At 70.0% G+C, this 22336-nt stretch carries 21 protein-coding genes and 1 pseudogene; 9 read left to right on the top strand and 13 right to left on the bottom strand.

Annotation, left to right across the window (positions count from 1 at the left end; translation table 11 throughout):
- Positions 1 to 23: 23 nt before the first annotated feature.
- Positions 24 to 938 (bottom strand): VldE C-terminal domain-containing protein, encoded by a 915-nt coding sequence (locus tag B141_RS0137230; RefSeq protein ID WP_020580254.1) that lies wholly within the window; start codon positions 936 to 938, stop codon positions 24 to 26.
- The gene (gene dapD, locus B141_RS0137225) at positions 938 to 1879 is read right to left on the bottom strand and encodes a 2,3,4,5-tetrahydropyridine-2,6-dicarboxylate N-succinyltransferase (protein WP_020580253.1); all 942 of its coding nucleotides are present in this window, start codon (positions 1877 to 1879) and stop codon (positions 938 to 940) included. The genes B141_RS0137230 and dapD overlap by 1 nt, the downstream gene beginning before the upstream one ends.
- 189 nt (positions 1880 to 2068) lie before the next feature.
- On the opposite strand from dapD, the gene dapE reads away from it, so the two are divergent.
- Complete coding sequence (gene dapE / locus B141_RS0137220; protein WP_020580252.1) at positions 2069 to 3130, top strand: succinyl-diaminopimelate desuccinylase; 1062 nt, start codon at positions 2069 to 2071, stop codon at positions 3128 to 3130.
- Between the two features lie 117 nt (positions 3131 to 3247).
- Here dapE and B141_RS0137215 read toward each other — a convergent pair whose 3' ends face one another.
- The 3 genes and pseudogenes from B141_RS0137215 to B141_RS44920 form a co-directional block, all read right to left on the bottom strand.
- Positions 3248 to 4429, bottom strand: a complete 1182-nt coding sequence (locus B141_RS0137215; protein ID WP_020580251.1) for a threonine synthase — start codon at positions 4427 to 4429, stop codon at positions 3248 to 3250.
- A 3-nt stretch (positions 4430 to 4432) separates the two neighbouring features.
- A complete protein-coding gene (locus B141_RS53195; RefSeq protein ID WP_420313623.1) occupies positions 4433 to 4705 on the bottom strand; it encodes a M20/M25/M40 family metallo-hydrolase in 273 nt (90 codons plus the stop codon).
- A gap of 77 nt (positions 4706 to 4782) precedes the next feature.
- A pseudogene (locus tag B141_RS44920) lies at positions 4783 to 5520 on the bottom strand (amidohydrolase); the annotation flags it as partial.
- A gap of 223 nt (positions 5521 to 5743) precedes the next feature.
- Here B141_RS44920 and B141_RS0137205 point away from each other — a divergent pair.
- Positions 5744 to 6589 (top strand): LOG family protein, encoded by an 846-nt coding sequence (locus tag B141_RS0137205; RefSeq protein ID WP_020580250.1) that lies wholly within the window; start codon positions 5744 to 5746, stop codon positions 6587 to 6589.
- A gap of 195 nt (positions 6590 to 6784) precedes the next feature.
- Here B141_RS0137205 and B141_RS46660 read toward each other — a convergent pair whose 3' ends face one another.
- On the bottom strand, positions 6785 to 7495 hold the full coding sequence (locus tag B141_RS46660) for a nucleotidyltransferase domain-containing protein (RefSeq protein WP_020580249.1): 711 nt from the start codon (positions 7493 to 7495) through the stop codon (positions 6785 to 6787).
- Positions 7496 to 7606: 111 nt separating this feature from the next.
- A complete protein-coding gene (gene folP, locus B141_RS0137195; RefSeq protein ID WP_020580248.1) occupies positions 7607 to 8470 on the bottom strand; it encodes a dihydropteroate synthase in 864 nt (287 codons plus the stop codon).
- 113 nt (positions 8471 to 8583) lie between these two features.
- Here folP and B141_RS44910 point away from each other — a divergent pair, with 113 nt between their 5' ends.
- Genes B141_RS44910 through B141_RS0137180 form a run of 3 tightly spaced genes read left to right on the top strand, consistent with a single transcriptional unit; the run spans position 8584 to position 9999 of the window.
- The gene (locus B141_RS44910; RefSeq protein ID WP_020580247.1) at positions 8584 to 8973 is read left to right on the top strand and encodes a DivIVA domain-containing protein; all 390 of its coding nucleotides are present in this window, start codon (positions 8584 to 8586) and stop codon (positions 8971 to 8973) included.
- Positions 8970 to 9578 carry a DNA-3-methyladenine glycosylase I gene (locus B141_RS0137185; RefSeq protein ID WP_020580246.1) on the top strand — a complete coding sequence of 203 codons (609 nt, stop codon included), beginning with the start codon at positions 8970 to 8972 and terminating at the stop codon, positions 9576 to 9578. The genes B141_RS44910 and B141_RS0137185 overlap by 4 nt, the downstream gene beginning before the upstream one ends.
- 4 nt (positions 9579 to 9582) lie before the next feature.
- A complete protein-coding gene (locus tag B141_RS0137180) occupies positions 9583 to 9999 on the top strand; it encodes a RidA family protein (protein WP_020580245.1) in 417 nt (138 codons plus the stop codon).
- A 36-nt stretch (positions 10000 to 10035) separates the two neighbouring features.
- Here the strand turns inward: B141_RS0137180 and B141_RS0137175 are convergent, their stop codons facing one another.
- From B141_RS0137175 to B141_RS0137165, 3 genes are all read right to left on the bottom strand, one after another.
- A complete protein-coding gene (locus tag B141_RS0137175) occupies positions 10036 to 10917 on the bottom strand; it encodes a dihydrodipicolinate synthase family protein (RefSeq protein WP_020580244.1) in 882 nt (293 codons plus the stop codon).
- Positions 10918 to 11067: 150 nt separating this feature from the next.
- Positions 11068 to 12192, bottom strand: coding sequence for a sialidase family protein (locus B141_RS0137170; protein ID WP_020580243.1), 1125 nt, complete (start codon positions 12190 to 12192; stop codon positions 11068 to 11070).
- A 214-nt stretch (positions 12193 to 12406) separates the two neighbouring features.
- A complete protein-coding gene (locus B141_RS0137165) occupies positions 12407 to 13279 on the bottom strand; it encodes an enoyl-CoA hydratase/isomerase family protein (protein WP_084678763.1) in 873 nt (290 codons plus the stop codon).
- A 352-nt stretch (positions 13280 to 13631) separates the two neighbouring features.
- Between B141_RS0137165 and B141_RS48475 the strand changes: the two genes are divergently transcribed.
- Together B141_RS48475 and B141_RS0137155 are read left to right on the top strand one after the other, a co-directional pair.
- Entirely contained in the window at positions 13632 to 13799 is a 168-nt protein-coding gene (locus tag B141_RS48475; RefSeq protein ID WP_020580241.1) for a DUF3117 domain-containing protein, read from the top strand.
- Between the two features lie 353 nt (positions 13800 to 14152).
- Positions 14153 to 17572, top strand: a complete 3420-nt coding sequence (locus tag B141_RS0137155) for a S8 family serine peptidase (RefSeq protein ID WP_020580240.1) — start codon at positions 14153 to 14155, stop codon at positions 17570 to 17572.
- Positions 17573 to 17828: 256 nt separating this feature from the next.
- On the opposite strand, the gene glgA is transcribed toward B141_RS0137155, so the two are convergent.
- Complete coding sequence (gene glgA, locus B141_RS0137150; RefSeq protein WP_020580239.1) at positions 17829 to 18983, bottom strand: glycogen synthase; 1155 nt, start codon at positions 18981 to 18983, stop codon at positions 17829 to 17831.
- 79 nt (positions 18984 to 19062) lie between these two features.
- On the opposite strand from glgA, the gene B141_RS0137145 reads away from it, so the two are divergent.
- Positions 19063 to 19428: an MmcQ/YjbR family DNA-binding protein gene (locus B141_RS0137145; RefSeq protein ID WP_020580238.1), complete on the top strand. Its 366-nt coding sequence runs from the start codon at positions 19063 to 19065 to the stop codon at positions 19426 to 19428.
- Positions 19429 to 19469: 41 nt separating this feature from the next.
- On the opposite strand, the gene B141_RS0137140 is transcribed toward B141_RS0137145, so the two are convergent.
- The gene (locus B141_RS0137140; protein WP_026257930.1) at positions 19470 to 20009 is read right to left on the bottom strand and encodes a GNAT family N-acetyltransferase; all 540 of its coding nucleotides are present in this window, start codon (positions 20007 to 20009) and stop codon (positions 19470 to 19472) included.
- 48 nt (positions 20010 to 20057) lie between these two features.
- Between B141_RS0137140 and glgC the strand changes: the two genes are divergently transcribed.
- Positions 20058 to 21287 (top strand): glucose-1-phosphate adenylyltransferase, encoded by a 1230-nt coding sequence (gene glgC, locus B141_RS0137135; protein ID WP_020580236.1) that lies wholly within the window; start codon positions 20058 to 20060, stop codon positions 21285 to 21287.
- A 44-nt stretch (positions 21288 to 21331) separates the two neighbouring features.
- Here glgC and B141_RS0137130 read toward each other — a convergent pair whose 3' ends face one another.
- The gene (locus tag B141_RS0137130; protein ID WP_020580235.1) at positions 21332 to 21958 is read right to left on the bottom strand and encodes an O-methyltransferase; all 627 of its coding nucleotides are present in this window, start codon (positions 21956 to 21958) and stop codon (positions 21332 to 21334) included.
- Positions 21959 to 22336 lie beyond the last annotated feature (378 nt).

Below are 22336 nucleotides of genomic sequence, written 5' to 3'. Positions count from 1 at the left end.
AGTGGCTCCGTCCGAGCCGGTGATCACTGTGGCGTGGCGAGGACGATACGGACCCGGCCGGACGGAGCCTCGGGATCAGCCCGCCACCCCTCCTTGGAGCTGTCCACCGACCATGACCGCCCGGCGTACGAAACCGAGACCACGCCGAAGCGTTTGGCGTACGCGACCGACCACTGCGCCATCGACCAGCCGAGCGCCTGCGTCGACGCGCTGATTGGGATGTCGACCACTGGCGCGTCCCCGTCGTTACTGGGTGTTGGGGTCTTGGGCGCGGCGACGCGACCGCGGATTCCCTGGGGCCCGGACGGGCTACCGGAGGAACCGGTGCCGAAGGCCTTGAGGAGTTCGGTGCGGAGGTCGTCAGCCTGCGCGGCGGTTGGCGGCCGTAGCTCGCAGGAGAACGCCGCGCCCGACTGTCCGGTGAGCGAGGACGCGAGTGTCCGCGCGTTGGTCTCGTGCTGCGCGTAGGCGTTCCCGTCGGCGGAGCGCTGGACCAGTTGGGCCGCCTCGGCGATCTCCAGGCTCGGGTAGTCCTTGACCTTCGCGAGTGCCGTGTAGAACCGCCCCGACGAGTAGTAGGGATCGAGGATCTCCTCCGGAGTGCCCCACCCCTGGCTCGGGCGTTGCTGGAAGAGTCCCAGCGAGTCCAGGTGGCCGTAGTTGATGTTGCGCAGCCCGGACTCCTGGTACGCCGTCGCCAGCGCGATGCTCGCGGCCCGGGCCGGCATCCCGCGCTGGACCGAGAGCGCCGAGATGAGCGCGGCGTTCTCGGCTTCCTCGACGGTCAGACGGGTCGTGACGCCGCCGACGGTCGCCTGGCAGCCTTCGGTGAGGACCTGCCGGAACAACGCGTTGCTCAGCGCGAACGAGCCCGCGACGACGACTCCGGCGGCGACCACGAGAGCCAGGGTGACGCGAGCGGCCTTCGGGATTGCCATCAGATGTTCGAGTGCAAGGCGGAGTTGAGTTCGATGCCGGTGCCGCCGCGAGACATCGCTTCGAGAGCACCGGAGACGCTGTTACGCCGGAACAGCAGGCCAGGGCTCCCCGAAAGCTCGCTGGCCTTGACGATCTCGCCGCCGGCCAGGCGTACCTTCGAACCCCCTGTGACGTAACAGCCGGCCTCCACCACGCAGTCGTCCCCGAGGGAGATTCCGATCCCGGCGTTGGCGCCGATGAGGCAGCGCTTGCCGACCGAGATCACCTCGGTGCCGCCCCCGGAGAGGGTGCCCATGATCGACGCGCCGCCGCCGACGTCAGATCCGTCCTCGACCACCACGCCGGCGGAGATCCGACCCTCGACCATCGAGGCGCCGAGCGTGCCCGCGTTGAAGTTGACGAACCCCTCGTGCATGACGGTCGTGCCCTCGGCCAGGTGGGCGCCGAGCCGCACCCGGTCAGCGTCGGCGATCCGGACGCCGGTGGGCAGGACGTAGTCGACCATGCGGGGGAACTTGTCGACGCCGTAGACCGTGACCTCCCGGCCGGCCGCCCGCAGGCGCAGCCGGGTCTGCTCGAAGCCCTCGACGTCGCAGGGGCCGACGTTGGTCCAGACCACGTTGGCGAGGACCCCGAAGATCCCGTCGAGGTTGCTCTCATGCGGGCGGACCAGCCGGTGCGAGAGCAGGTGGAGGCGCAGGTAGGCATCCGCCGCGTCGGCGGGCGGGTTGTCGAGCGAGCTGAGGACCGTGCGTACGACGGAACGGCGTACGTTACGCAGCTCGTCCTCGCCTTCGAGCGCGGTGAGTTCTGCGGGCGGCGTGTCGTCCCCCGGCCCCGGAGCCCCGAGCGCGGGCGTGGGATACCAGGTGTCGAGGACCTTGCCCCGGAAGGTCGTCGTCGCGATTCCGAAGCCCCAGGCACCAGGTGTGTCGGTCATGCCGCTCAGCCTGCCAGAGTCCCGTGCCTGTGAGTGAGCGGGTCGGCAAACTCAGATGGTGACAAAGGCGACTCGCTTGTCGAGCTGTCGAGGGCCGGCGGATGCCGCCCGTGGGCGTCGTGGCCGGCGGGCTGACCGAGGTGTTCTGGCCGGCGGCCGGTCGGGGGTGTGGACTGGCAGACTTCGGGCATGCCGAGCATCGATCCGTACGCCGACGTCGCCGACCTTGCCACCGCTCTGATCGACATCGAGTCGGTGAGCGGCAACGAACGCGCGCTGGCCGACGCTGTCGAGGCCGCGCTCGCGCCGCTGCCGCACCTGTCGACCGCGCGGTTCGGTAACACCGTGGTGGCGCGCACGGAGTTGTCCCGTCCGCAGCGGGTGGTCGTGGCCGGGCATCTCGACACGGTTCCGGCGGCTGACAACCTGCCCGCTCGACGGGTCGGCGACCGGATCTACGGCCTGGGCGCGTGTGACATGAAGGGTGGTGTCGCCGTCGCGCTCCGCCTGGCGACGACGCTGACCGAGCCGGTCCGCGACGTGACGTACGTCTTCTACGACTGCGAGGAGATCGAGGCCGAAAAGAACGGCCTGGGGCGGCTCGCCCGAGAGCGCCCGTCCGTCCTCGCCGGCGACTTCGCCGTCCTCATGGAGCCGTCCGCCGCCCAGGTCGAGGGCGGATGCCAGGGCACGCTTCGCGCGGAGATCATCCTGCGTGGCCGGCGGGCGCACAGTGCTCGGGCCTGGATGGGCGACAACGCGATCCACGCCGCCGGTGACGTCCTCGCCCGGCTGGCCGACTACCACCCGCGCGAGGTGCCGGTCGACGGGCTCGTCTATCGCGAGGGCCTCAACGCCGTCGGGATCACCGGAGGCGTGGCGGGCAACGTGATCCCCGACGAGTGCCGCATCGCCGTCAACTACCGCTTCGCACCAGATCGGTCAGAGGAGGAGGCCTTCGCGCACGTCCGCGAGACCTTCGACGGCTACACCGTGGAGCTTCGCGACTCCGCGCCGGCCGCGTCGCCGGGGCTGGCGCGGCCCGCGGCGGCGGCGTTCATCGAAGCGGTGGGTGCGGAGCCGCGGCCGAAGTTCGGGTGGACCGACGTGGCGAGGTTCGCCGAGCTCGGCGTACCCGCGGTCAACTACGGCCCCGGTGAGCCCCAGCTCGCGCACAGCAAGGACGAGTACGTCGAGATCGCCGAGCTTCACCAGTGCGAAGACCGCATGCGCGCCTGGCTCTCCTCCTAGCACTAGGGGCCGAGCGAAGGTGCCGGGTCCGCCGCACCGTTCCCGTGATCATGATCTCGTTCATGAAGACTTTCGGGACACCTAGCCCTCTTTGCCTTCATGATCACCCGGCAGGTGTCAGGTGGGGAGCGGCACGGTCGAGGGGTACTTCAGGCCGGTCCCGGTGTTGAGCACCACGACCTCCTCGTCCGCGCCGATCCAGCCCGAGCCGCGGAGTTGGCGTACGGCGGCGAACGCGGCGGCGCCCTCCGGACACACGAAGGCGCCCTCGAGTTCGGCCACCCGGCGCTGCTCGGCCAGCAGATCGGCGTCTGACACCGCGACCGAGCAGCCGCCGGTGTCGTACACCGCCTGCAGGATCAGGAAGTCACCCAGCGCCTTCGGCACCGTGATCCCGAACGCGACCGTGTGCGCGTCCGGCCAGGGTTCGCTCTCGGTGGCGCCGCTTTCGTACGCCGCGACGATCGGCGCGCACCCCTGCGCCTGCACGGCGACGAGGCGGGGCAGCGGGCCCTCGATCCAGCCCAGCTCGACCAGCTCACGCAGTGCCTTCCAGATCCCGATCAGCCCGACACCGCCGCCGGTGGGGTAGAGGATCACGTCGGGAGTACGCCAGCCGAGCTGCTCGGCGATCTCCAACCCCATCGTCTTCTTGCCCTCGATGCGGTACGGCTCGCGCAGTGTCGACACGTCGAGGTACCCCTCGCGCTCGGCCAGCGTCGCTCGCACCAGTGCGCCCGCGTCCCCGATGAGCCCGTCGACGAGGGCGAGTTCGGCGCCCACGACCAGGCATTCGCGGCGGCAGATCTCGGGCGCGGACAGCGGCATGGCGATGAAGCTCCGCATGCCGGCACGGGCGGCGTACGTTGCCCAGGCGGAGCCGGCGTTCCCGTTGGTGGGCATCGCGATCTTCTTGACGCCGAGCTCACGTGCGCGCGACACCCCGACAGCCGCACCACGGGCCTTGAACGTCCCGGTCGGGATGAGCCCCTCGTCCTTCATGAGAAGTCTGGGAACGCCGACCTCACGGCCGAACGCCGGCATGGGCACCAGTGGCGTCATGCCTTCCCCGAAGCTGACGACCTGCTCAGGTGACCGGACCGGGAGCAGCTCGTGGTAGCGCCACAGGGACGGCGCCCGGCGGCCCACGTCGTCGCGGTCGGCGCCGGCGCGGATCGCGGGGAGGTCGTACTCCACGAGGAGCGGCGAGCCACAGTCACAGACGTTGGTCACCTGGTCGGCGTCAAGCTGGCGTTGACAGCGCGGGCAGGACAGGTGGGAGAGCGCGGAGAATCGCATGGCTCAGAGTGTGCTGCGGATCAGCTCGTCCAGCACGTCGACCGCGACCGGAATGGCCGCCTCGTCGATGTCGAAGTACGGGTTGTGATGCGGTGCCTGGTTGCCGCCGCCGACGAGCATGTACGTCGCGAGGCCGCCCTGACGCTGCACCTCGCGGGCGAACAGGCTGGCGTCGTCGCTCCCGCCCATCTGGTGCAGGCGATGCGCCCGGTCGTCGCCGTACTTCGCCGCGGCGATCGCCACCACGGCGTCCACGAGGGCGGCGTCGCAGTCCATGGTGGTCGACCCGCCCGTGCGCTCGATGTCGACGTCGAGGGCGTGCATCGCGGCGGCGCCATCACGTTGAGCAGCGCGGTCGCGGCGCCGACCAGCGCGTTACGGCCCGCCTCCGGTGCACCCGCCGCGTGCGAGGCCACGCCGCTGAAGGTCGCTCGCAGCTTGTGGGTGGCGAGGAGTCCTTCGCAGCCGCCGAAGACCGTACCCGCCGGCTGGTTGAGGCCGAGGTGTACGGCGACGAACCGGTCCACCCCCTCCGCCGCACCCGCCGCGATCATCGAGGCGGCACCGCGCCCGCCCTCCTCGGCTGGCTGGAAGAAGATGCGAACCCGCCCGGGGAAGTCGCGGTCGGTCAGGCGTTCGGCGAGGGCGAGCCCGATCACCGTGTGCGTGTCGTGCGCGCAGGCGTGCATGAACCCGTCGGCGCAGGAGAACCCCAGCGCCCCGGGAGCATGGCGCTCGTCGGCGGCCTCGGTCAGCGGCAGCGCGTCCATGTCGCAGCGGATGCCCCAGGTCGGACCCGGGCGGTTGCCGTCGAGTTCGGCGATGATCGCGGTGCCCTCCGTGGCGGCGAAGTCCGCGAGCGTGGGGTCCGCGCCGGTCGCGACGGCGCGGGCCAGCATGCGGGCCCGGGTCGCGTCGTCGGGGTACGCCGCCACCTCCTCCACCCGCATCGCGTCCTTGCCGCGGCGCATGGGGACCGCCAGGTCGCGCAAGCGGGCGGCGACGATGCTCGACGTACGGATCTCCAGGAACGCCGGCTCGGCGTACCGGTGCAGGTCACGGCGCAGTTGGACGAGTTCGTCGAGATTCACGGCGGATCAGACCTCCCTGGTCCCGGTGACCGGGCCCATCATGGCGGGCGGCACCTCCCCCGGCGCGTGGCGGGCCGCTCCAGTATTCCGACCCGGCGGCGCCAAGCGAAGGTTGCGGGGTGGCCTCGGATCGGCGAAAAGTCTGATTCGCCGGGTCGAGCACCTGCCTACTCTCCGTCAGCCCTGAGCCGGTCATGGCTTTCGACCGTTACCCTTCGAAGGCATGTCCGAGAAGTCGTACGACCCGACCATCCAGCCCGAGCCGCCGCACGAGCGACAGCGCGGGCGGATCGTTTTGCGCCGAACCCAGGTACAGACCACCACGACCGACCAGCGGCTGCTCGACAGTCGCGGCTCGGGCGACTGGGTCCACACTGACCCGTGGCGGGTGCTGCGCATCCAGTCGGAGTTCGTCGAGGGCTTCGGGATGCTGGCCGAGCTTGGCCCGGCGATCAGCGTCTTCGGCAGCGCCCGGACGCCGGTCGACGATCCGATGTACGCCGTCGGCGAGCGGCTCGGTCGGGCGCTGGTCGAGGCGGGGTACGCGGTCATCACCGGCGGTGGTCCCGGGGTGATGGAGGCCGCGAACAAGGGCGCGAGTCAGGCCGGCGGCGTCTCGGTCGGGCTCGGGATCGAGCTGCCGTTCGAGCAGGGTCTCAACCCCTGGGTCGACGTCGGCATCAACTTCAGGTACTTCTTCGCCCGCAAGACAATGTTCGTGAAGTACGCGCAGGGCTTCGTGGTGCTGCCCGGCGGCTACGGAACCTTCGACGAACTCTTCGAGGCGCTCACCCTCGTCACGACGCGGAAGGTCACGTCGTTCCCGATCGTGCTGATGGGGTCCGAGTACTGGTCGGGGCTGCTGTCCTGGTTGCGCACCACAGTGCTCGCCGGCGGCAAGATCAGCCCCGAGAACCTCGACCTGCTGCAGGTCACCGATGACGTCGACGAGGCCGTGAGCATCATCCAGGCGATGGATCAGCCCGCCGACGCCTCGCTCGGTATCGGCGCCGATGGGAACGGCGCTGAGGGGAACGGCGCGGGGGCGGTACACGGGCTCACCAACTGACCCGATCCCAGGTGCGGAGTTGATCAAGGGCGGGGGAATCCGCCGAAATGACCACGTTTACGTGGCGAGTACCCGCCTCACGTGGCATCGGCACCATGCAAGGCATGCAATGACCACGTATACGTGATCATTGCAAGCAGGTTCGGGGACCGTTGATCAACTCCGCTCCACGTATGAGGGTCCCACCAGTCTCGGTCAGCCGACCTCGGCGCGGCCCACGAGATAGCGACCGCCGTACCCCGCCAGGACCGTGTCGACGAGCCCGACCAGCGGGTCCACTTCAGCTGAGCGCGCCAGCTCGTCGTGCGCGGCGACCAGACCGGCGGCGAGTTCCTTGTCGTACGCCCGGAGCTCGCGGAGCAGCCACTTGCCCTGGCCCGTCCAGCGTCCGGCCGCGGCGAGGACGAAATCCCCGAGCGCCTGGACGAGCGTCGCCGCGAGGATGAGGGTCTCACCTCGATCGCCTGAGCCTTCCACGTCGAGTAGCAGGTCGGTCACGCCGTACCGCATACGGTCCAGCTCAGCCGCCGGCACAGGTCGAGGTCCCGCGTCGAACACCTTCCGCGCCGCGGCCACAGCCCGCTCGGCGGCCGCGGGGTCACCCGCGACGAGCAGGCCGTCCAGCACCAGCGAGCAGAGCGTGGGTCGCCGGCGCTCGGTGTCCTTCGCGAGGTAGCGATCAAGAGTGTCGGTGTCGTACGCGAAGATGTCGACGGTCGTGCCCTCCCACGAGACCGTCTCGCGCCGCCCTCCCATGCCCTCCGGAAGCAGGACCACCACGTCGACGTCCGACGTCGCGGTGGCGTGCCCGCGTACGACCGAACCGCTGAGCAGCGCGGCCTGGAAACCCGGGACGGCCTCGCCGATGTGCCGGGCCACGAACGGGCGGGTCAGGTCGAGGTCCATGCCGGATGGTGACACGCCGGACCGCGAACCAGCGACCGGGTTCTCAGACGAAACGCGGGCTCAGACGAAACGCGGGCTCAGACGAAACGCGGGCTCAGACGAAACGCGGGCTCAGACGAGGCCGCGGCGGGCGATGGCGGGTGGGCGGTCGCCGCGGATGGACGCCACCATGTCGAGCACCTGGCGGGTCGCCTGGACGTCGTGCGCCCGGAACACCCGCGCCCCGAGCCAGGCCGAGATCGCGGTCGCCGCGAGGGTTCCGGGAAGGCGTGCGTCCACCGGTAGGTCGAGGGTCTCGCCGATGAAGTCCTTACGCGAGAGCGCCACGAGCACCGGCCAGCCGGTGTCGACGAGTTCTGCGAGGCGGCGGGTCACCTCGAGGGAATGCCAGGTGTTCTTGCCGAAGTCGTGGGTCGGATCGATCAGGATGCCGTCGCGGCGGACACCGGCGGCGACGGCCCGGCGGGCGAGTTCACTGACCCGCGCGATGATGTCGGCCACCACGTCGTCGTAGGCGACCCGGTGCGGGTCGGTCCGCGGTGGCAGGCCGCCGGTGTGGGAGCAGACCAGGCCGACCGAATGCTCGGCCGCGACCTCGACCAGCGACGGGTCCGCGCCCGACCAGGTGTCGTTGATCAGGTCGGCGCCGGCCGCGCAGAGTTCGCGGGCGACGGGTGCGCGCCAGGTGTCGACGCTGAGGACGAGGTCGGGGTAGCGGGACCGCACCTCGGCGACGAACGGCGCGGTCCGCCGGAGTTCCTCCGCGACGCTGACCTCCTCGCCGTACCCCGCCTTGACGCCGCCGACGTCGACGATCGCCGCCCCCTCCTCGACGACCCGCGCGACCCGGTCGAGGGCCGCGTCGTCGGCGTAGGTGGCGCCGCGGTCGAAGAACGAGTCCGGCGTACGGTTGACGATCGCCATGACGGCGTACTCGCCCGGACCGAAGGTCCGCCCACCCAGCCGCAGCCGCATCTCGTCCTCCTGGCGTCGTGGGTCCTCTGATCAGCCTGGCACGGCCGACACGAGTCCAGCGCACGGTGTCCCCGCCCGCACACGTGTCAGCGGATCGTGGCACGATCGGGCCCATGGCCTGGTTGTGGCTCGTCCTCGTGGTCGCAGTGCTCGGACTCACGGCCGCCGTCGCGGTGGGGCGCGGCGGCGGGCTGGAACGCGCCTATCCCGACCGGCATGACATCCGGCTTCCGTCCGGCCGGCCGATCATCGCCTCCGACGTGGACGGCGTGGCGTTCTCCGTCGTCCTCCGTGGCTACCGGATGGACGAGGTCGACGAGGTGATCCGGCGGCTCGTCTACGAGATCGCGGGCCGGGACGCCCGACTCAACGAGTTGGAGGGGGAGCTTCGCGGTCACCGCCCGGCTCACCCCCACCCTCCGTCCGCGGTGCCGCCGGAGGTTCGTGCGCCTCTTCCGCACAACCGCCGTGACCCGCTCTGGCCTCCGGCAGACAGCCGGTGAGTGCCGTCGTCGTGGGGCCGGACGGGCGGGCGCGCTGCCCCTGGGCAACCTCCGCTCCCGACTACCTCGCCTACCACGACGAGGAGTGGGGACGCCCGATCCGCGATGACCAGGGCCTCTTCGAACGCCTGACGCTGGAGGCCTTCCAGTCTGGGCTTTCCTGGCTCACGATCCTCCGGAAGCGCCCGGCGTTCCGTAAGGCGTTCGCCGACTTCGACATCCCGACCGTCGCGGCGTTCGACGCGGACGACGAACGCCGGCTGCTCGCCGACGCCGGCATCGTCCGCAACCGCGCGAAGGTGAGTGCCGCCATCCGTAACGCTCAGGTCGCGGCGGAGCTCGACGAGGGGCTCGCGGCGTTCCTGTGGGCGTTCGCGCCGGAGGGTCAGCGCGCGGCTCCGCGTACGCTCGCCGACGTACCCTCCCAGACCACCGAATCCAAGGCGATGGCGAAGGCGCTCAAGCGCAGGGGATTCGTTTTTGTCGGGCCAACGACCTGTTACGCGTTGATGCAGGCCGCCGGTCTCGTGGACGATCACCTCGTCGACTGTGTGGCCCGGCGGGTGACGACCAGCACCAGTCCGAGTCGCGGATCGAGGGAGTGATCAAGTGGCACGCCAGCGGGTGGCGTCGGGGTCGGAGTACGAACGACAGATCGGGTTCAGCCGCGCGGTCGCGGTCGGTGACCGGGTGCTGGTGGCCGGCACCGCGCCGGTGTGGGAGGACGGCGAGGTCGACCCCGATCCGGGTGTGCAGGCGTTCAGGTGCCTCGAGATCATCCTGACCGCGCTGGCCCAGGTAGGCGCCGGACCGGAGCATGTCGTCCGTACGCGCATCTACGTCACGGACGCGTCGTACGCCGATACGGTCGGCCGCGTGCACGGCAAGGTGTTCGGACAGATCCGGCCGGTGTCCACCATGGTCGTCGTGGCGGGCCTGCTCGATCCGCGATGGAAGGTCGAGATCGAGGCCGAGGCGATGTTCGAGGCCAAGCGGAGCAAGCTGGGCAAGGTCCTCGGCGGCTGAAGGGCGGCAGCGGCTGCTGAGCGCCCGCAACCCCGCTCAAAGGGGACCGAACTCCGCCGCCGCCTCCTCGATGAGTGCGACCTCACCCGCGTCGGGGGTGGCCAGCGCCATGCGGGTCGCCGCGCCGAGCCCGAGGCGGTGCCGGACGGCCAGCTTGAGCGCGGGAATGCTGGGGCCGACCAGCGGTACGAGCCGCGCGATCGTCGGGCGTACCCGATCGACGGCCGCCGGGTCGCCGCGCCGGAGCGCGTCGGCCTGCTCCAGGAACGGCTCCGGGAAGGCGGCCGACACTCCCGAGACCACGCCGGAACCCCCGGCCGCGACCACCTCCGGAAGCTGGTCGTCGTTCCCGGAGTACATCGTGAAGCTCGCCGGCACCGCGGCGGCGAACTCCGCGAACGCCGCCGCGGCAGCCCCCGACAGCTTCGCGCCGGTGAGGGCCGGCAGCTCGGCGAGGCTCGCGAGTTGGGCCGGCGTCACCTCAAGGCCGGTCCGCTCCGGGAAAAGGTAGGCGAACGTGTCGACACCACCGGCGTCGATGATCGCGCGGTAGTAGTCGCGGACACCCTCCTCCGGTGCCGGTAGGAAGTACGGCGTGATCGCCGCCAACCGCACCGCACCGGCCCTGACCGCCCGGGCGGCAAGCGACGCGGCCTGACGGGCGCTGGGCGCACCGACGTGCGCGATCACCCGCTCCGGGCCGAGCTCGGCCAGCATCAGCTCGATCAGGCCGATGCGTTCGTCGTCGCTGAGCGCGGGAAACTCCCCAGTCGTACCCGCGACGAAGGCCGCGTGGATCGTCTCGGGCAGTGCCCGTGCCAACGCCCGCGCGCCGGCGTCGTCCACCTGCCCCGCATCGGTGAACGGCGTGGGGACCGCGGTGATGATGTGGACGGACGTTGACGGGGCGCTGGGCACTCTCGGGCCTTTCTCGATGGAGGGGTACGACGCCGCTGCCAGCGTGGGGTGCGGCGGGACGGTCTGGCGGTCACGTGCCGGCTTGGGGCTGGCAGGTCGCCCTGGATGACGAGAACCCGGAGCTGATGGGCGAGTTGCTACCCGAAAGTCTCATGTCTGAGCTGCTTGATCATCCCCACTGTCAGCTCTCCCCGACCCACGGAGCGCCGACCCGGGAACGGCCGCGAACGCGATCCCGCGGCGCCGCCAGGTGTACGTCAGCGCCACGCCATCGGCGTACGGCACGATCGCCGGATAGGAAAGCTCGGTCAGAACGCTGGACTGGATCCCGGTCTCGTCCGGCACGCTGCCGCCGTCGACCGTGAGGTGTTCCACGACCACGACCGAAGGAACCCAGCTGGCACCCTCGTCCTCGGAGATCGAGAGCACGAGCGGTGTGCGGATGCCCCAGTTGGTGCCGACCGGATTGTGGGCGCACACGATCCGGCCGTCGGCCAACCGCGTCGCGTCGAGGCCGCTGTTGTTGTTGGGCAGGCTGGTGGGTCGGGCCGGCTCCCAGCTCCGCCCACCGTCGTACGACGTACTCGTGTAGACCCATCCCTCGCTGCTGCGGGCGAGCATCCGCACCGTGCCCGGCTCGGGCTCCCACAGCGTCGGCTGGATCAGTCCCCGGCCACGGTCGCGGGACTCGGGGAGGTCAAGGGGTACGAGTTCCGACGCGGTCCATGACCTGCCGCCGTCCGCCGAGATGTCGACGAACGCGTCCCAGCGGTCACCCTCCAGCGAGGCCGGAGCCAGCCAACGACCGTCGTGGGCGAGGATCGGTTTGTTCTTGACTGGCCCGCGCCCGCCGACGTCACCGGGCTCCAGCGGCTCCGGCGGCGACCAGCTGGCGCCGCCGTCGCCGGACCGCATGACCCGGGTGTGCCAGCGCGGAATGTGCGTGCCGACCTTGTAGAACAGCCAGATCTGGCCGTCGGGTGCCGCGAGCAGCACGGGATTCCAGTGCGGGAGGTTCTCCTCCGCGGCCAGCGGGACCGGGCGCTGCCATCCGTCGCGGGTACGCCGACCGAGCCAGACGCCCACATCCCCGGCGCCCTCGCGGGAGCCGCCGAACCACGCCGCGAGCACGTCACCGTCGGGGAGCGGCAGCACCGTCGATGCGTGGCACTGCGCGAACCTCGGGTCGTCGAGGACGACGAACTCCCGGGGTACGCCGGCGGCTCGCGATCGCGATCCGGCAGACCCGGCCGTGGAAGTGGCGGTGTCGTTCATGACGTTCCCATGCCTACCTTCGGAGGTACGTAGGGTTCGGCGGTCGCCCCCGTGCCACAGCCGTGCGGTTTCTGTTAACAGTTGACCGACCGTACTCCGATGGATGGCGCGGTAGCGGGAGGCGACTTGGCGGAGGTGTCTCGGCTTCTATGCCGAAACTCCTCCGCCAAGTCATCGCAACTTGAGTGCCCGCGTGTTGATCTTGGTCGGCTGCCTATCGGCCCTGGAAGGTCGGCCGCTGCTTGGCGACGAAGGCGGCCACCGCGTTGCGGTGGTCCTCGGTCATGCCGGTCCGCGCCATCAGCTCGCCCTCCAAGGTCAGTGACTCCTCGAGGGTGTGGGTCGCTGCGTAGGCGAGCGCCTCACGAACCGCCGCGTACGCGATCGTCGGACCGGCCGCGAGTTCTCGGGCGAGGGCGTCGGCTTCGGCCCGCAGCGACCGCGCCGGAACGACGGCGGTGGCGAGCCCGATGGCCAGCGCTTCGGGCGCGGGGATGGTACGCGGACGCATCAGCAGGTCGACCGCTTTCGCGTGCCCCACCAACCGGGGCAGCGTCCACGACGTACCCGTGTCGCAGGAGAGCCCGATCCCGGTGAAGGCGAGGTTGAAGCCGGCCGTCTCCGCGACCATCCGGAAGTCGCAGGCGAACGCGAGGGCGGCACCCGCGCCGGCGGCCACACCGTTGACCGCGGCCACGACTGGCTTGGGCATCGTGGCGAGCCCCGCCGCGAGCGGGATGTAGTGCGCGGGCACGGTTTCCCAGATCTCCTCCAGAGGCCGCTCGACCAGGCTCGTCGCGTGCTCGCGGAGGTCCTGGCCCGCACAGAACGCCTTGTCCCCGGCGCCGGTGAGGACCACGCAACGGACCGAGCGGTCGGCGCTGGCCGTGCGTACGGCGTCGAGCAGTGTCTCCTTGGTGGCGAGGTTCAGTGCGTTCGCCGCGTCGGGGCGGTTGATCGTGATCGTCGCGACCGCGCCGACCACGTCGTACAACACCGGTCCCGTCGATGGGGTCGACTGTGGCGGACCCGGCGGTGCGGCGGCGGGTGCGGGGGACGGCGATGGTTCGGGCGACGTGTGGGTCATGGCCCCTCCCAGGGCAGGCGAGTCGACGGGCGAACGCACCACAAGTACACCAGCGGAATGGGTACGAATCCGGTTGATCGGGTTGGTCGCGCAGGCGCCCGCGCCCGGTCCAGAGGTCGCCGATTCGCGGACAACCGCACCCCGTGTGCTCCATGGTTCGCCGGATGGCCGAGTCGTAGCCTGGCCATGTGGAGAACCTGCCCGACCGGCGAGGGGCCCGTCTGCCGATCTTGGCTACCGGCCCAGTTACCCCATGCGGGATAATGGCCGCTCGTATCGACACGCGTCGGCGGCGTGTCACCGTTTCTCGGTGTGAGTCGTCGCGCACGGACGGCAGGAAAGGAGTGCGCGCATGGCGGCCATGAAGCCGCGGACGGGCGACGGACCGCTCGAGGTCACCAAGGAGGGGCGGGGGATTGTGATGCGGGTCCCGCTCGAGGGTGGCGGGCGGCTCGTCGTCGAGCTCTCGGCAGACGAGGCCAACGAGCTCGGTGACGCGCTCAAGTCGGTCGTGGGCTAGCTACACCAGATCTGTGCGGAAACAAGTGCCCCGGTCGGAGCTCTGAGGTTCCGGCCGGGGCTTCCTCATGTCCGCGTGTCGGCGCCCGGCGACATGCCCGCTCCAGGTGTCCGGCCCTCGTCCTCTGTAGGTCCGCGCGCCTTGGCGGAGCCAGCGAAACCGACGCATTCCGCGAAATCGGCGCAGGCGCAACGTATCCGGGCATTGCGAGCGTCTTGGGTTGTAGATAAGGTCGTCTCTGCATACCGAGTATGCAATCGATCATCAACCTGTACGCGGGGGCTGTAAACAGGTGCCGGGGTCTGTGCGGTCGTGTCTGCTCCCGTGTGTCCAGATCACGGGGAGGTACGTCCATGAGTCGTGCACGACGCCACCTTCGGGCGTTGGGCATCGGAGGACTGGTCGCGGGCCTGGTGCTCGCGATCGGCCCAGCGGGTTGGGCTGGTCCAGCCACACCCACCAATCCAGGCGGTCCGGGTAACGCGGCGGCGCCCGGAACGCCCGAGCAAGCGGGCCACCGCGCGCAGCGGTCGTTGACGTTGGTGACGGGCGACCGCGTCACCCTTCCGTCCGCCGACGCGGCCACCGGCACCGTCGTTCCAGGTAAGGGACGCGAGGGCATGCGGTTCCTGACCCGCCGTGCCGAGGGCCGCACCTACGTCTTCCCCTCGGACGCGCTGCCGCTCCTGCGGCGCGGCATCCTCGATCGCCGGTTGTTCGACGTCACCGGCCTGATCAGGGCGGGGTACGACGACGCCGGGCGAAAGGTCGTCCCCCTCATCGTGACCTACACCGGCGCGAGTGCTCGGGAGCGCGGGCAGGCCGGACTCACCCAGCGGGGTGGCAGGACCGTCCGTGCTCTCGCGGCGGTCAACGGCACCGCCGTCGAGGTGGACAAGAAGCAGGCGAGCAGCTTCTGGAACACCCTCGCGCCCCAGCGGGGAAGCGCCCGCGCCCTCGGGACCGGCATCAGGAAGGTCTGGCTGGACGGCGTTCGCCACCCGGTGCTTGACGAGAGCGTGCCGCAGATCGGGGCGCCGGAGGCGTGGAAGGCCGGGTTCACCGGCAAGGGCGTCACCGTCGCCGTGCTCGACACCGGTATCGACGCCACCCATCCCGACCTGGCGGGGCAGGTGGTCGGCGCCAGGAACTTCACCGAGGAACGCCCCGGTGACGGCTTCGGGCACGGCACCCACGTCGCCTCTACGATCGCGGGCACGGCCAAGGCGTCCAACGGGAGGTACAAAGGCGTCGCACCCGACGCGAAGCTGCTCGACGGCAAGGTCTGCGACAGCGGTGGTGGCTGCACTGACTCCGCGATCCTCGCGGGCATGGAGTGGGCCGCCGTCGAGAAGCGGGCGAGGGTCGTCAACCTGAGCCTCGGTGGCCAGGACACGGCCGACCTCGACCCGATGGAAGAGGCGGTCAACAACCTCACGAAGAAGACCGGCACGTTGTTCGTGATCGCCGCCGGCAACGCCGGCCCTGGTGCCCGGACGGTCAGCTCGCCAGGCACCGCCGATGCGGCGCTCACCGTGGGCGCGGTCGACAAGAAGGACCAGTTGGCCGACTTCTCCGGCCAGGGTCCGCGACTGGGTGACGCCGCCGTGAAGCCCGACATCACCGCGCCCGGCGTCGACATCACCGCGGCCCGCGCCAAGGGGACCGAGATGGGTGACCCGGTGGGCGAGCGCTACGTCACCGCGAGTGGTACGTCCATGGCCACACCGCACGTGGTGGGTGCGGCCGCCCTCCTCGCGCAGCAGAACCCGGGCTGGAAGGCTGGCCAGCTCAAGTCCACCCTCATGGCATCCGCCCGGCCGCATGCCAAGCTCACGGCGTTCCAGCAGGGTGCCGGCCGGGCCGACGTGGCCCGGGCGATCAGGCAGACGGTGACATCTTCGCCGGCGAGCGTGTCGTTCGGCCTGCAGCAGTGGCCCCACGCCGACGACCGGCCGGTGACGAAGCCGCTGACCTACCGCAACACCAGCGGTGCGCCCGTCAAGCTCACCTTGACAGCGACGATGACGGGGCCCAACGGCAAGCCCGCGCCCGCTGGCGCGCTCTCGCTCAGCGCCACCGAACTCGTGGTGCCCGCGGGTGGAACGGCCTCGGTGTCGGTGACCTCCAACACCCGCCACAACGGTGCCGACGGGCTCTACTCCGGACGCGTGACCGCGACCGCGGGTGCCGTGACCGTGACGACCCCGCTCGGTGTGGAGAAGGAGGTCGAGAGCTACAACGTCACGGTCAAGCACCTCGACCGCCGGGGAAAGTCGTCCGATGCCGTGTTCGACATGCTCTACGGCATCGACGTCAACGCCTGGGAGTTCCCGGTGACGGTGGACGGCGTGACGAAGCTGCGACTTCCGAAGGGTGAGTACCTCCTGGAGTCCGACTTCATGGACGAGAACGAAGAGTCCGCCACGATCCTCGTGCAGCCGCGGCTCATGGTCACCAAGGACGTGACCGTCGTCGCCGACGCCCGCACGGCGGACCCGGTGCGGACCACCGTCCAACGCAGGTCGGCCCAGCCGGCACTGGTTGACCTCGGCTATGACCGGCGCAGCGTCGACGGCGGGCTCTCCTCGTCGTTCCTGCTCCTCAACTTCGATGGGGTGTACGCCGGCCACCTCGGCCCGCGGGTCTCCACGAAGGACATGACCAGCCGTCTCGGCAGCCAGTGGGCCGAGCCGGGACCCAAGGAGGACTTCGAGAACAGCCCGTACTTCTACGGACTTCTCGACACCGAGAAGGGCCGGTTCTTCACCGGGTTCCAGCGTTCCGTCAAGGACCGTGAGCTGGCCAAGCTGAGCTCGAAGTTCGCTCGCCAGCTACCGGGACGCAAGGGCAACCGGGTGATGTTCGCGACCTCGCCCGAGGGCACCGGCGGCTGGTCCACCGGTCTCGCCCTCGCCCTGCCGCGCACGGTCACGAGCTATCTGGAGGTGCGCGGCGTGGCGTGGTCGACGTTGTTCAGCGAGTTCGTTTTGGACGAGGAAGGCTGGCCGTCCGACCAGACACAGCTCTCCTCCACTGAGCGCACCTACCGTGCTGGCCGGGCGTACAAGGAGCAGTGGAACGCCGCGGCGTTCGGAACGGCGTTCCCGAGGAGCGGCTATTCCTGGGCGGACCGCTCCGGCGACGTGATCTTCGCGAGCATCCCGGTGTTCTCCGACGGCGCCGGGCACGCGGGGTACTCCCTCACCGACAAGGCGTCGACCACGCTCTACCGCGACGGCAGGAAGGTCGCGAGCTCCGAATCCCCTGGTCTCGTCGAAGACGTGAAGGTACCCGCCGCGAAGGGGACGTTCCGGTTGGAGACGAGCGCCACCAGGCCGTCGTACTCGCCGTTCTCGACGCGGGTCGAGGCGGCCTGGACCTTCAGGTCCGGGCACGTGCGTGGCGAGGAACCCGAGCCGCTGCCGCTGTCGGCGATCCGGTTCAGTCCCCGGCTCGACCAGGACAACCGCAACCACGACGGACGAATCGCGGTGGTCCCGGTGACCATCGAACGCCAGGCGGGCTCCAAGGCCGGCCACGCAGCGAGCCTGACCGTCGAGGTGTCGGTCGACGACGGTAAGTCCTGGCAGGAGGCGCCGGCGTTCCCCGCCGGGCACGGCAGCTGGCTCGCCCTGGTGGTCACGCCGAAGTCCGGGGCGAAGTACGTCTCGCTCCGCGCGAAGGCGACCGACACGAAGGGCAACACGGCCGAGCAGACGATCATCCGCGCGTACGCGGTCGCATCCGACAGCGGAGCCGCAGCTCGATAACTCGATAAGAGGTCCGCGCGACCTCCAAGTCGACGTACCCTCCCGCGGGTTTCGATCGCAGCCGCGGGAGGGTACGTCTGCGTCGAGGCGGCGGCGGACGACGCGTGGGGCAACACTCAAGCACCGCGAGTGTGCGTGCCGGCCGTAGGTCGCCCGCAACCAGAATGATCCGTCGCCGCTCGACCCGGTGGCGAGCGGCGACGGATCATCCCTGGTCTGGTCCGTCTTAGAGGTCGCGCGGATAGGGGCGCGGGCTCTAGAGCACGGAGCTGTAGACCTCGACCGTACGCCGGGCGATGGCGTCCCAGCCGTAATGGAGTACGGCGCGCTCGCGACCGGCCTTGCCGAGCGCCCTCGCCCGCGCCGGGTCGGCGATGAGCGCGTTGACGGCCTCGGCCAGTCCGCGTTCGAACCCGCCGGCATCGTTCTCGGCGTAGTCGACGAGGAGGCCGGTCTGGCCGTCGACGACCACCTCCGGGATCCCGCCGACCGCACTCGCGGCGACGGCCGTCTCGCAGGCCATCGCCTCCAGGTTGACGATGCCCTGCGGCTCGTAGATCGAGGGGCAGCAGAAGACGGTCGCGTGCGAGAGCACCTGGATCACCTCGCCTCGGGGCAGCATCTCCTGGACCCAGACGACGGAGTCCCGGGTAGAACGAAGATGCTCGACGGCGGCGGCGGACTCCCGCGCGAGCTCCGGTGTGTCGGCAGCTCCGGCGAGCAGGACGAGCTGGGCCGCCGGATCGAAGGACGTGGCCGCGCGGAGCAGGTGGGTGACGCCCTTCTGCCGGGTGATCCGCCCGACGAACACCACGGACGGTCGGCCCGGGTCGATGCCGAGCCGTTCGAGGACGTCGGTCTGGGGGTCGGGCGCGTACACGAGCGTGTCGATGCCGTTGGGGATCACGTGGACGCGCTCCGGCGGGACGGCGGGGTAGCACGCCAGCACATCCGCCCGCATCGCGCTGCTCACCGCGATCACGGCGTCAGCACTCGCGTACGCCGCCTCCTCTGCCCAGGAGGACAGGCGGTATCCGCCGCCGAGTTGCTCGGACTTCCAGGGGCGTCGGGGTTCGAGCGAGTGCGCGGTGATGACGTGCGGGATCCCGTGGAGGAGCTTCGCGAGTTGGCCGGCGAGGTTGGCGTACCACGTGTGGGAGTGCACCAGGTCCGCGACGCCCACCTGTGCCGCCATCTCGAGGTTGGCCGCGAAGATCCGCAGCGCGGGGTTGGCGCCGGCAAGGCGCGGGTCGTCCTCGGAGTGGGCGGTCGCGTCCGGCCGCTGGGCGCCAAGGCAGTGCACGTCAAGATCGACGAGCGACGTCAACTCGCGACTGAGGTAGTCGACGTGGACGCCGGCACCGCCGTAGACGTCCGGCGGGAACTCCCGCGTGAGCAAGGCGACGCGCATACCCGGACTCTATTGCGCCTGACCGCAGCCGCCAGCCCGTCCGTGTCCAGAATTCTGCCGATCGTGCCATCATCGGCCAATGGTGAAGGACCCGCTCGAACGGCTGCGCCCGATCTGCCTGTCCCTGCCGGAGGTCACCGAGCGGCTGAGCCACGGTGAGCCGACCTGGTTCGTCCGCGACCGGAAGGCCTTCGTGATGTACGCCAACTACCACCACAGCGACCGGCTCGGCTTCTGGTGCGCCGCACCCGACGGGGTCCAGGCCATGCTCGTCGACCAGGAGCCGGAGGCGTTCTTCCGGCCGCCGTACGTCGGTCACCGCGGCTGGCTCGGGGTCTATCTCGACGTCGAGGTCGACTGGGACCGGGTGTCCGAGATCGTCGAGGACGCCTACCGCACCGTCGCCCCGAAGCGGCTCCTCGCGCACCTCGACGCGAGCGGCTGACCGGTCGGCGTCCCGGCGCCGGCCCAGATCGCTGACAGCGGTCAGCTGGTCGGCACCCAGTAGCGCAGCTTGCCCGAGCGCTCGTCCTCGAGCACTCCGCCGCATGCCTCGATCACCTTGCGGGATCCCACGTTGTCGGTGTCGCAGGTGACGAGGGCCGAGTCGATGCCGAGATCGTGCGCCACCGGGAGCGCGCCTCGCAGCATGGCCGTCGCGTGACCGCGGCGCCGGGCGGTCGGGCGTACGTCGTAACCGATGTGGCCGCCCACCTCGAGAAGGAACGGCGTGAGCCGGTGCCGGATCGCCAGCCGGCCGAAGTAGGTGTGCTCCTCGACGAACCACAGCGTGGTGGACGGCACGAACCCATTCGGCCGCGGGGTTTCTTCCAGGCTGGCCTTCCGTAGGTCGGCGACGTACACCGCGAACCCGTCCGGGGTCTCCCAGACGTTTGAGTACTCCCGTGTCTCCCGGCCGACCATCGTGGTGTCGTCGGTTCCGCCGCGTCCCTCGGCCTGGAACTCCGTCATGGCCTGAAGGAACGACGCGTGGACATCGGTGGTGGGAGCGACCAGCTTCGGCATGCTGCCCATTGTGACGCGCGAGAAACGTCTGAGGACTATGGTGCGGGCATGGGGAAGGACCCACGAATACTCGGGATCGTCCTCGCCGGCGGCGAGGGAAAGCGCCTGATGCCCCTGACGGCAGACCGGGCGAAACCTGCCGTGCCCTTCGGTGGCACCTACCGCCTCATCGACTTCGTGCTGTCCAACCTCGTGAGCGGTGGGATCCGCCGGCTCTGCGTCCTGACGCAGTACAAATCGCATTCACTCGACCGGCACATCTCGCTCACCTGGCGGATGTCGACGCTTCTGGGCAACTTCGTCACGCCGGTGCCGGCGCAGCAGCGGTTGGGGCCGCGGTGGTTCCAGGGGAGTGCGGACGCGATCTATCAGTCCCTCAACCTGATCTACGACGACCAGCCCGACTATGTGATCGTGTTCGGCGCCGACCACGTTTACCGCATGGACGTCTCCCAGATGGTGGATGCCCACATCGAGTCCCAGGCCGGCGTGACCGTTGCCGGGATCCGGATGCCGCGGCGGGAGGCCTCGTCGTTCGGAGTGATCGAGACCGGGCCCGATGGGCGTACGATCCAGGCGTTCCTCGAGAAGCCCGCGAACCCACCCGGACTCCCGGACAGCCCCGACGAGACGTTCGTGTCCATGGGCAACTACGTCTTCACTACCGACGCGCTCCTCGACGCCCTGCGGATGGACGCCGACGACGAGGGCTCGGTGCATGACATGGGCGGCAGCATCATCCCGATGCTGACCGACAAGGGTGACGCGCACGTCTACGACTTCGCCGACAACGAGGTCCCCGGGGCGACGGACCGCGACCGGAGCTACTGGCGGGACGTCGGAACGCTCGACTCCTACCACGAAGCCCACATGGACCTCGTGTCGAGCGATCCGGTTTTCAACCTCTACAACCTGGAATGGCCGATCTATACGAGCTTCCCGCAGTACCCCGGCGCCAAGCTCGTCGAAGGCGGCCATGCCACTGAGTCGATCCTGTCGATGGGGTCGGTCATCGCCGGCGGGCAGGTCGGCCACTCCGTACTCTCTCCCGGCGTCCGGGTCCTTCGGGACGCGCGGGTCGACAGCTCGGTCATCATGGACGGCACCGTGATCGGCCCGGGGGCGGTCATCCGCAACGCCATCCTCGACAAGAACATCACCGTGCCGCCGGGTGCACAGATCGGCGTGGACCCGGAGCTCGACCGGGAACGCGGCTTCACGGTGAGCGCGAACGGCATCACGGTCCTGGGCAAGGGGCAACGCGTGCCCGACGCATGATCGCCGTTCCCGTCACCCGTGATCGGCGCCCGGCCTACCCGTGCTCAGCCGCGCTTGGCCGCGCAGAGGAGGCCGTCGCCGACCGGGAGAAGCACCGGCATGACCCGATCGTCGTCCTGGATGCGCTTGCCGAGCTCCCTGATCGCGACCGTCTGAGGATCGCGCTGTGCGGGGTCGGGCACCCGGTCGTGCCAGAGAGTGTTGTCGATCGCCACCACGCCGCCCGGCCGGAGGAGCCGCAGAGCTTCCTCGTAGTAGTCGGGGTACTCCTTCTTGTCACCGTCACAGAAGACAAGGTCGTACGCGCCGTCCGTGAGCCGCGGCAGGACGTCGAGGGCGTGGCCGAGGATCAGGCGGGTGCGCTGTGAGGTGATGCCCGCCTCGGCGAACGACTCGCGCGCCAGTCGCTGGTGCTCGGCCTCGATGTCGACGCTGGTGAGGGTGCCGTCGGGCCGCATGCCGCGCAACAGCCAGATGCCGGAGACCCCGCAGCCCGTGCCGATCTCGACAACGGTCTTGGCGCCTAGGACGGCGGCGAGGAAGCGAAGGGCGGCTCCGCCGCCCTGGCCGATTGGCATCGCCCCGACTTCGGCGCCGCGCGCCCTTGCCCGCGAGAGGACGTCGTCCTCGACGATGAACGTTTCGGCATATGACCAGGTAGCGGGCTTCATCCCGGTGGAGATGGCTACCTCCTTCGTCAGGCCCTGTGCTTGTGTTGGGGGCGATTCGTCCCGATTCATGGAATGTGTCCGGCGGCCGGACACATTCCGTCACCAAAGACTAGTGCCCTTTCGCGCAAGATTCGGGCCTTACTCCTGGTCAGGACGATATTGGTTGCTCTCGGCCAGGTCCGGGACGGACGACCCTGCCGGCAGGGTGCCCAGGACGGGCCACAGGTCAGGGTGATCCCTGACCTTGGAAGTTTCTAAGAAGGGGCTAAGACCAGGGGCGGAACTGAGTCACTTTGGGCGTGCGTTGGGGAGAATGAAAGCATCCGCCGAACAGATCCGGTGGACGCCTGACGGAGTCGTTGCTGATTCGGCGGGCAG

Source organism: Actinopolymorpha alba DSM 45243, assembly GCF_000373925.1.
GTDB classification, from domain to species: domain Bacteria; phylum Actinomycetota; class Actinomycetes; order Propionibacteriales; family Actinopolymorphaceae; genus Actinopolymorpha; species Actinopolymorpha alba.
This window is presented reverse-complemented; position numbering and strand designations above follow the sequence as displayed.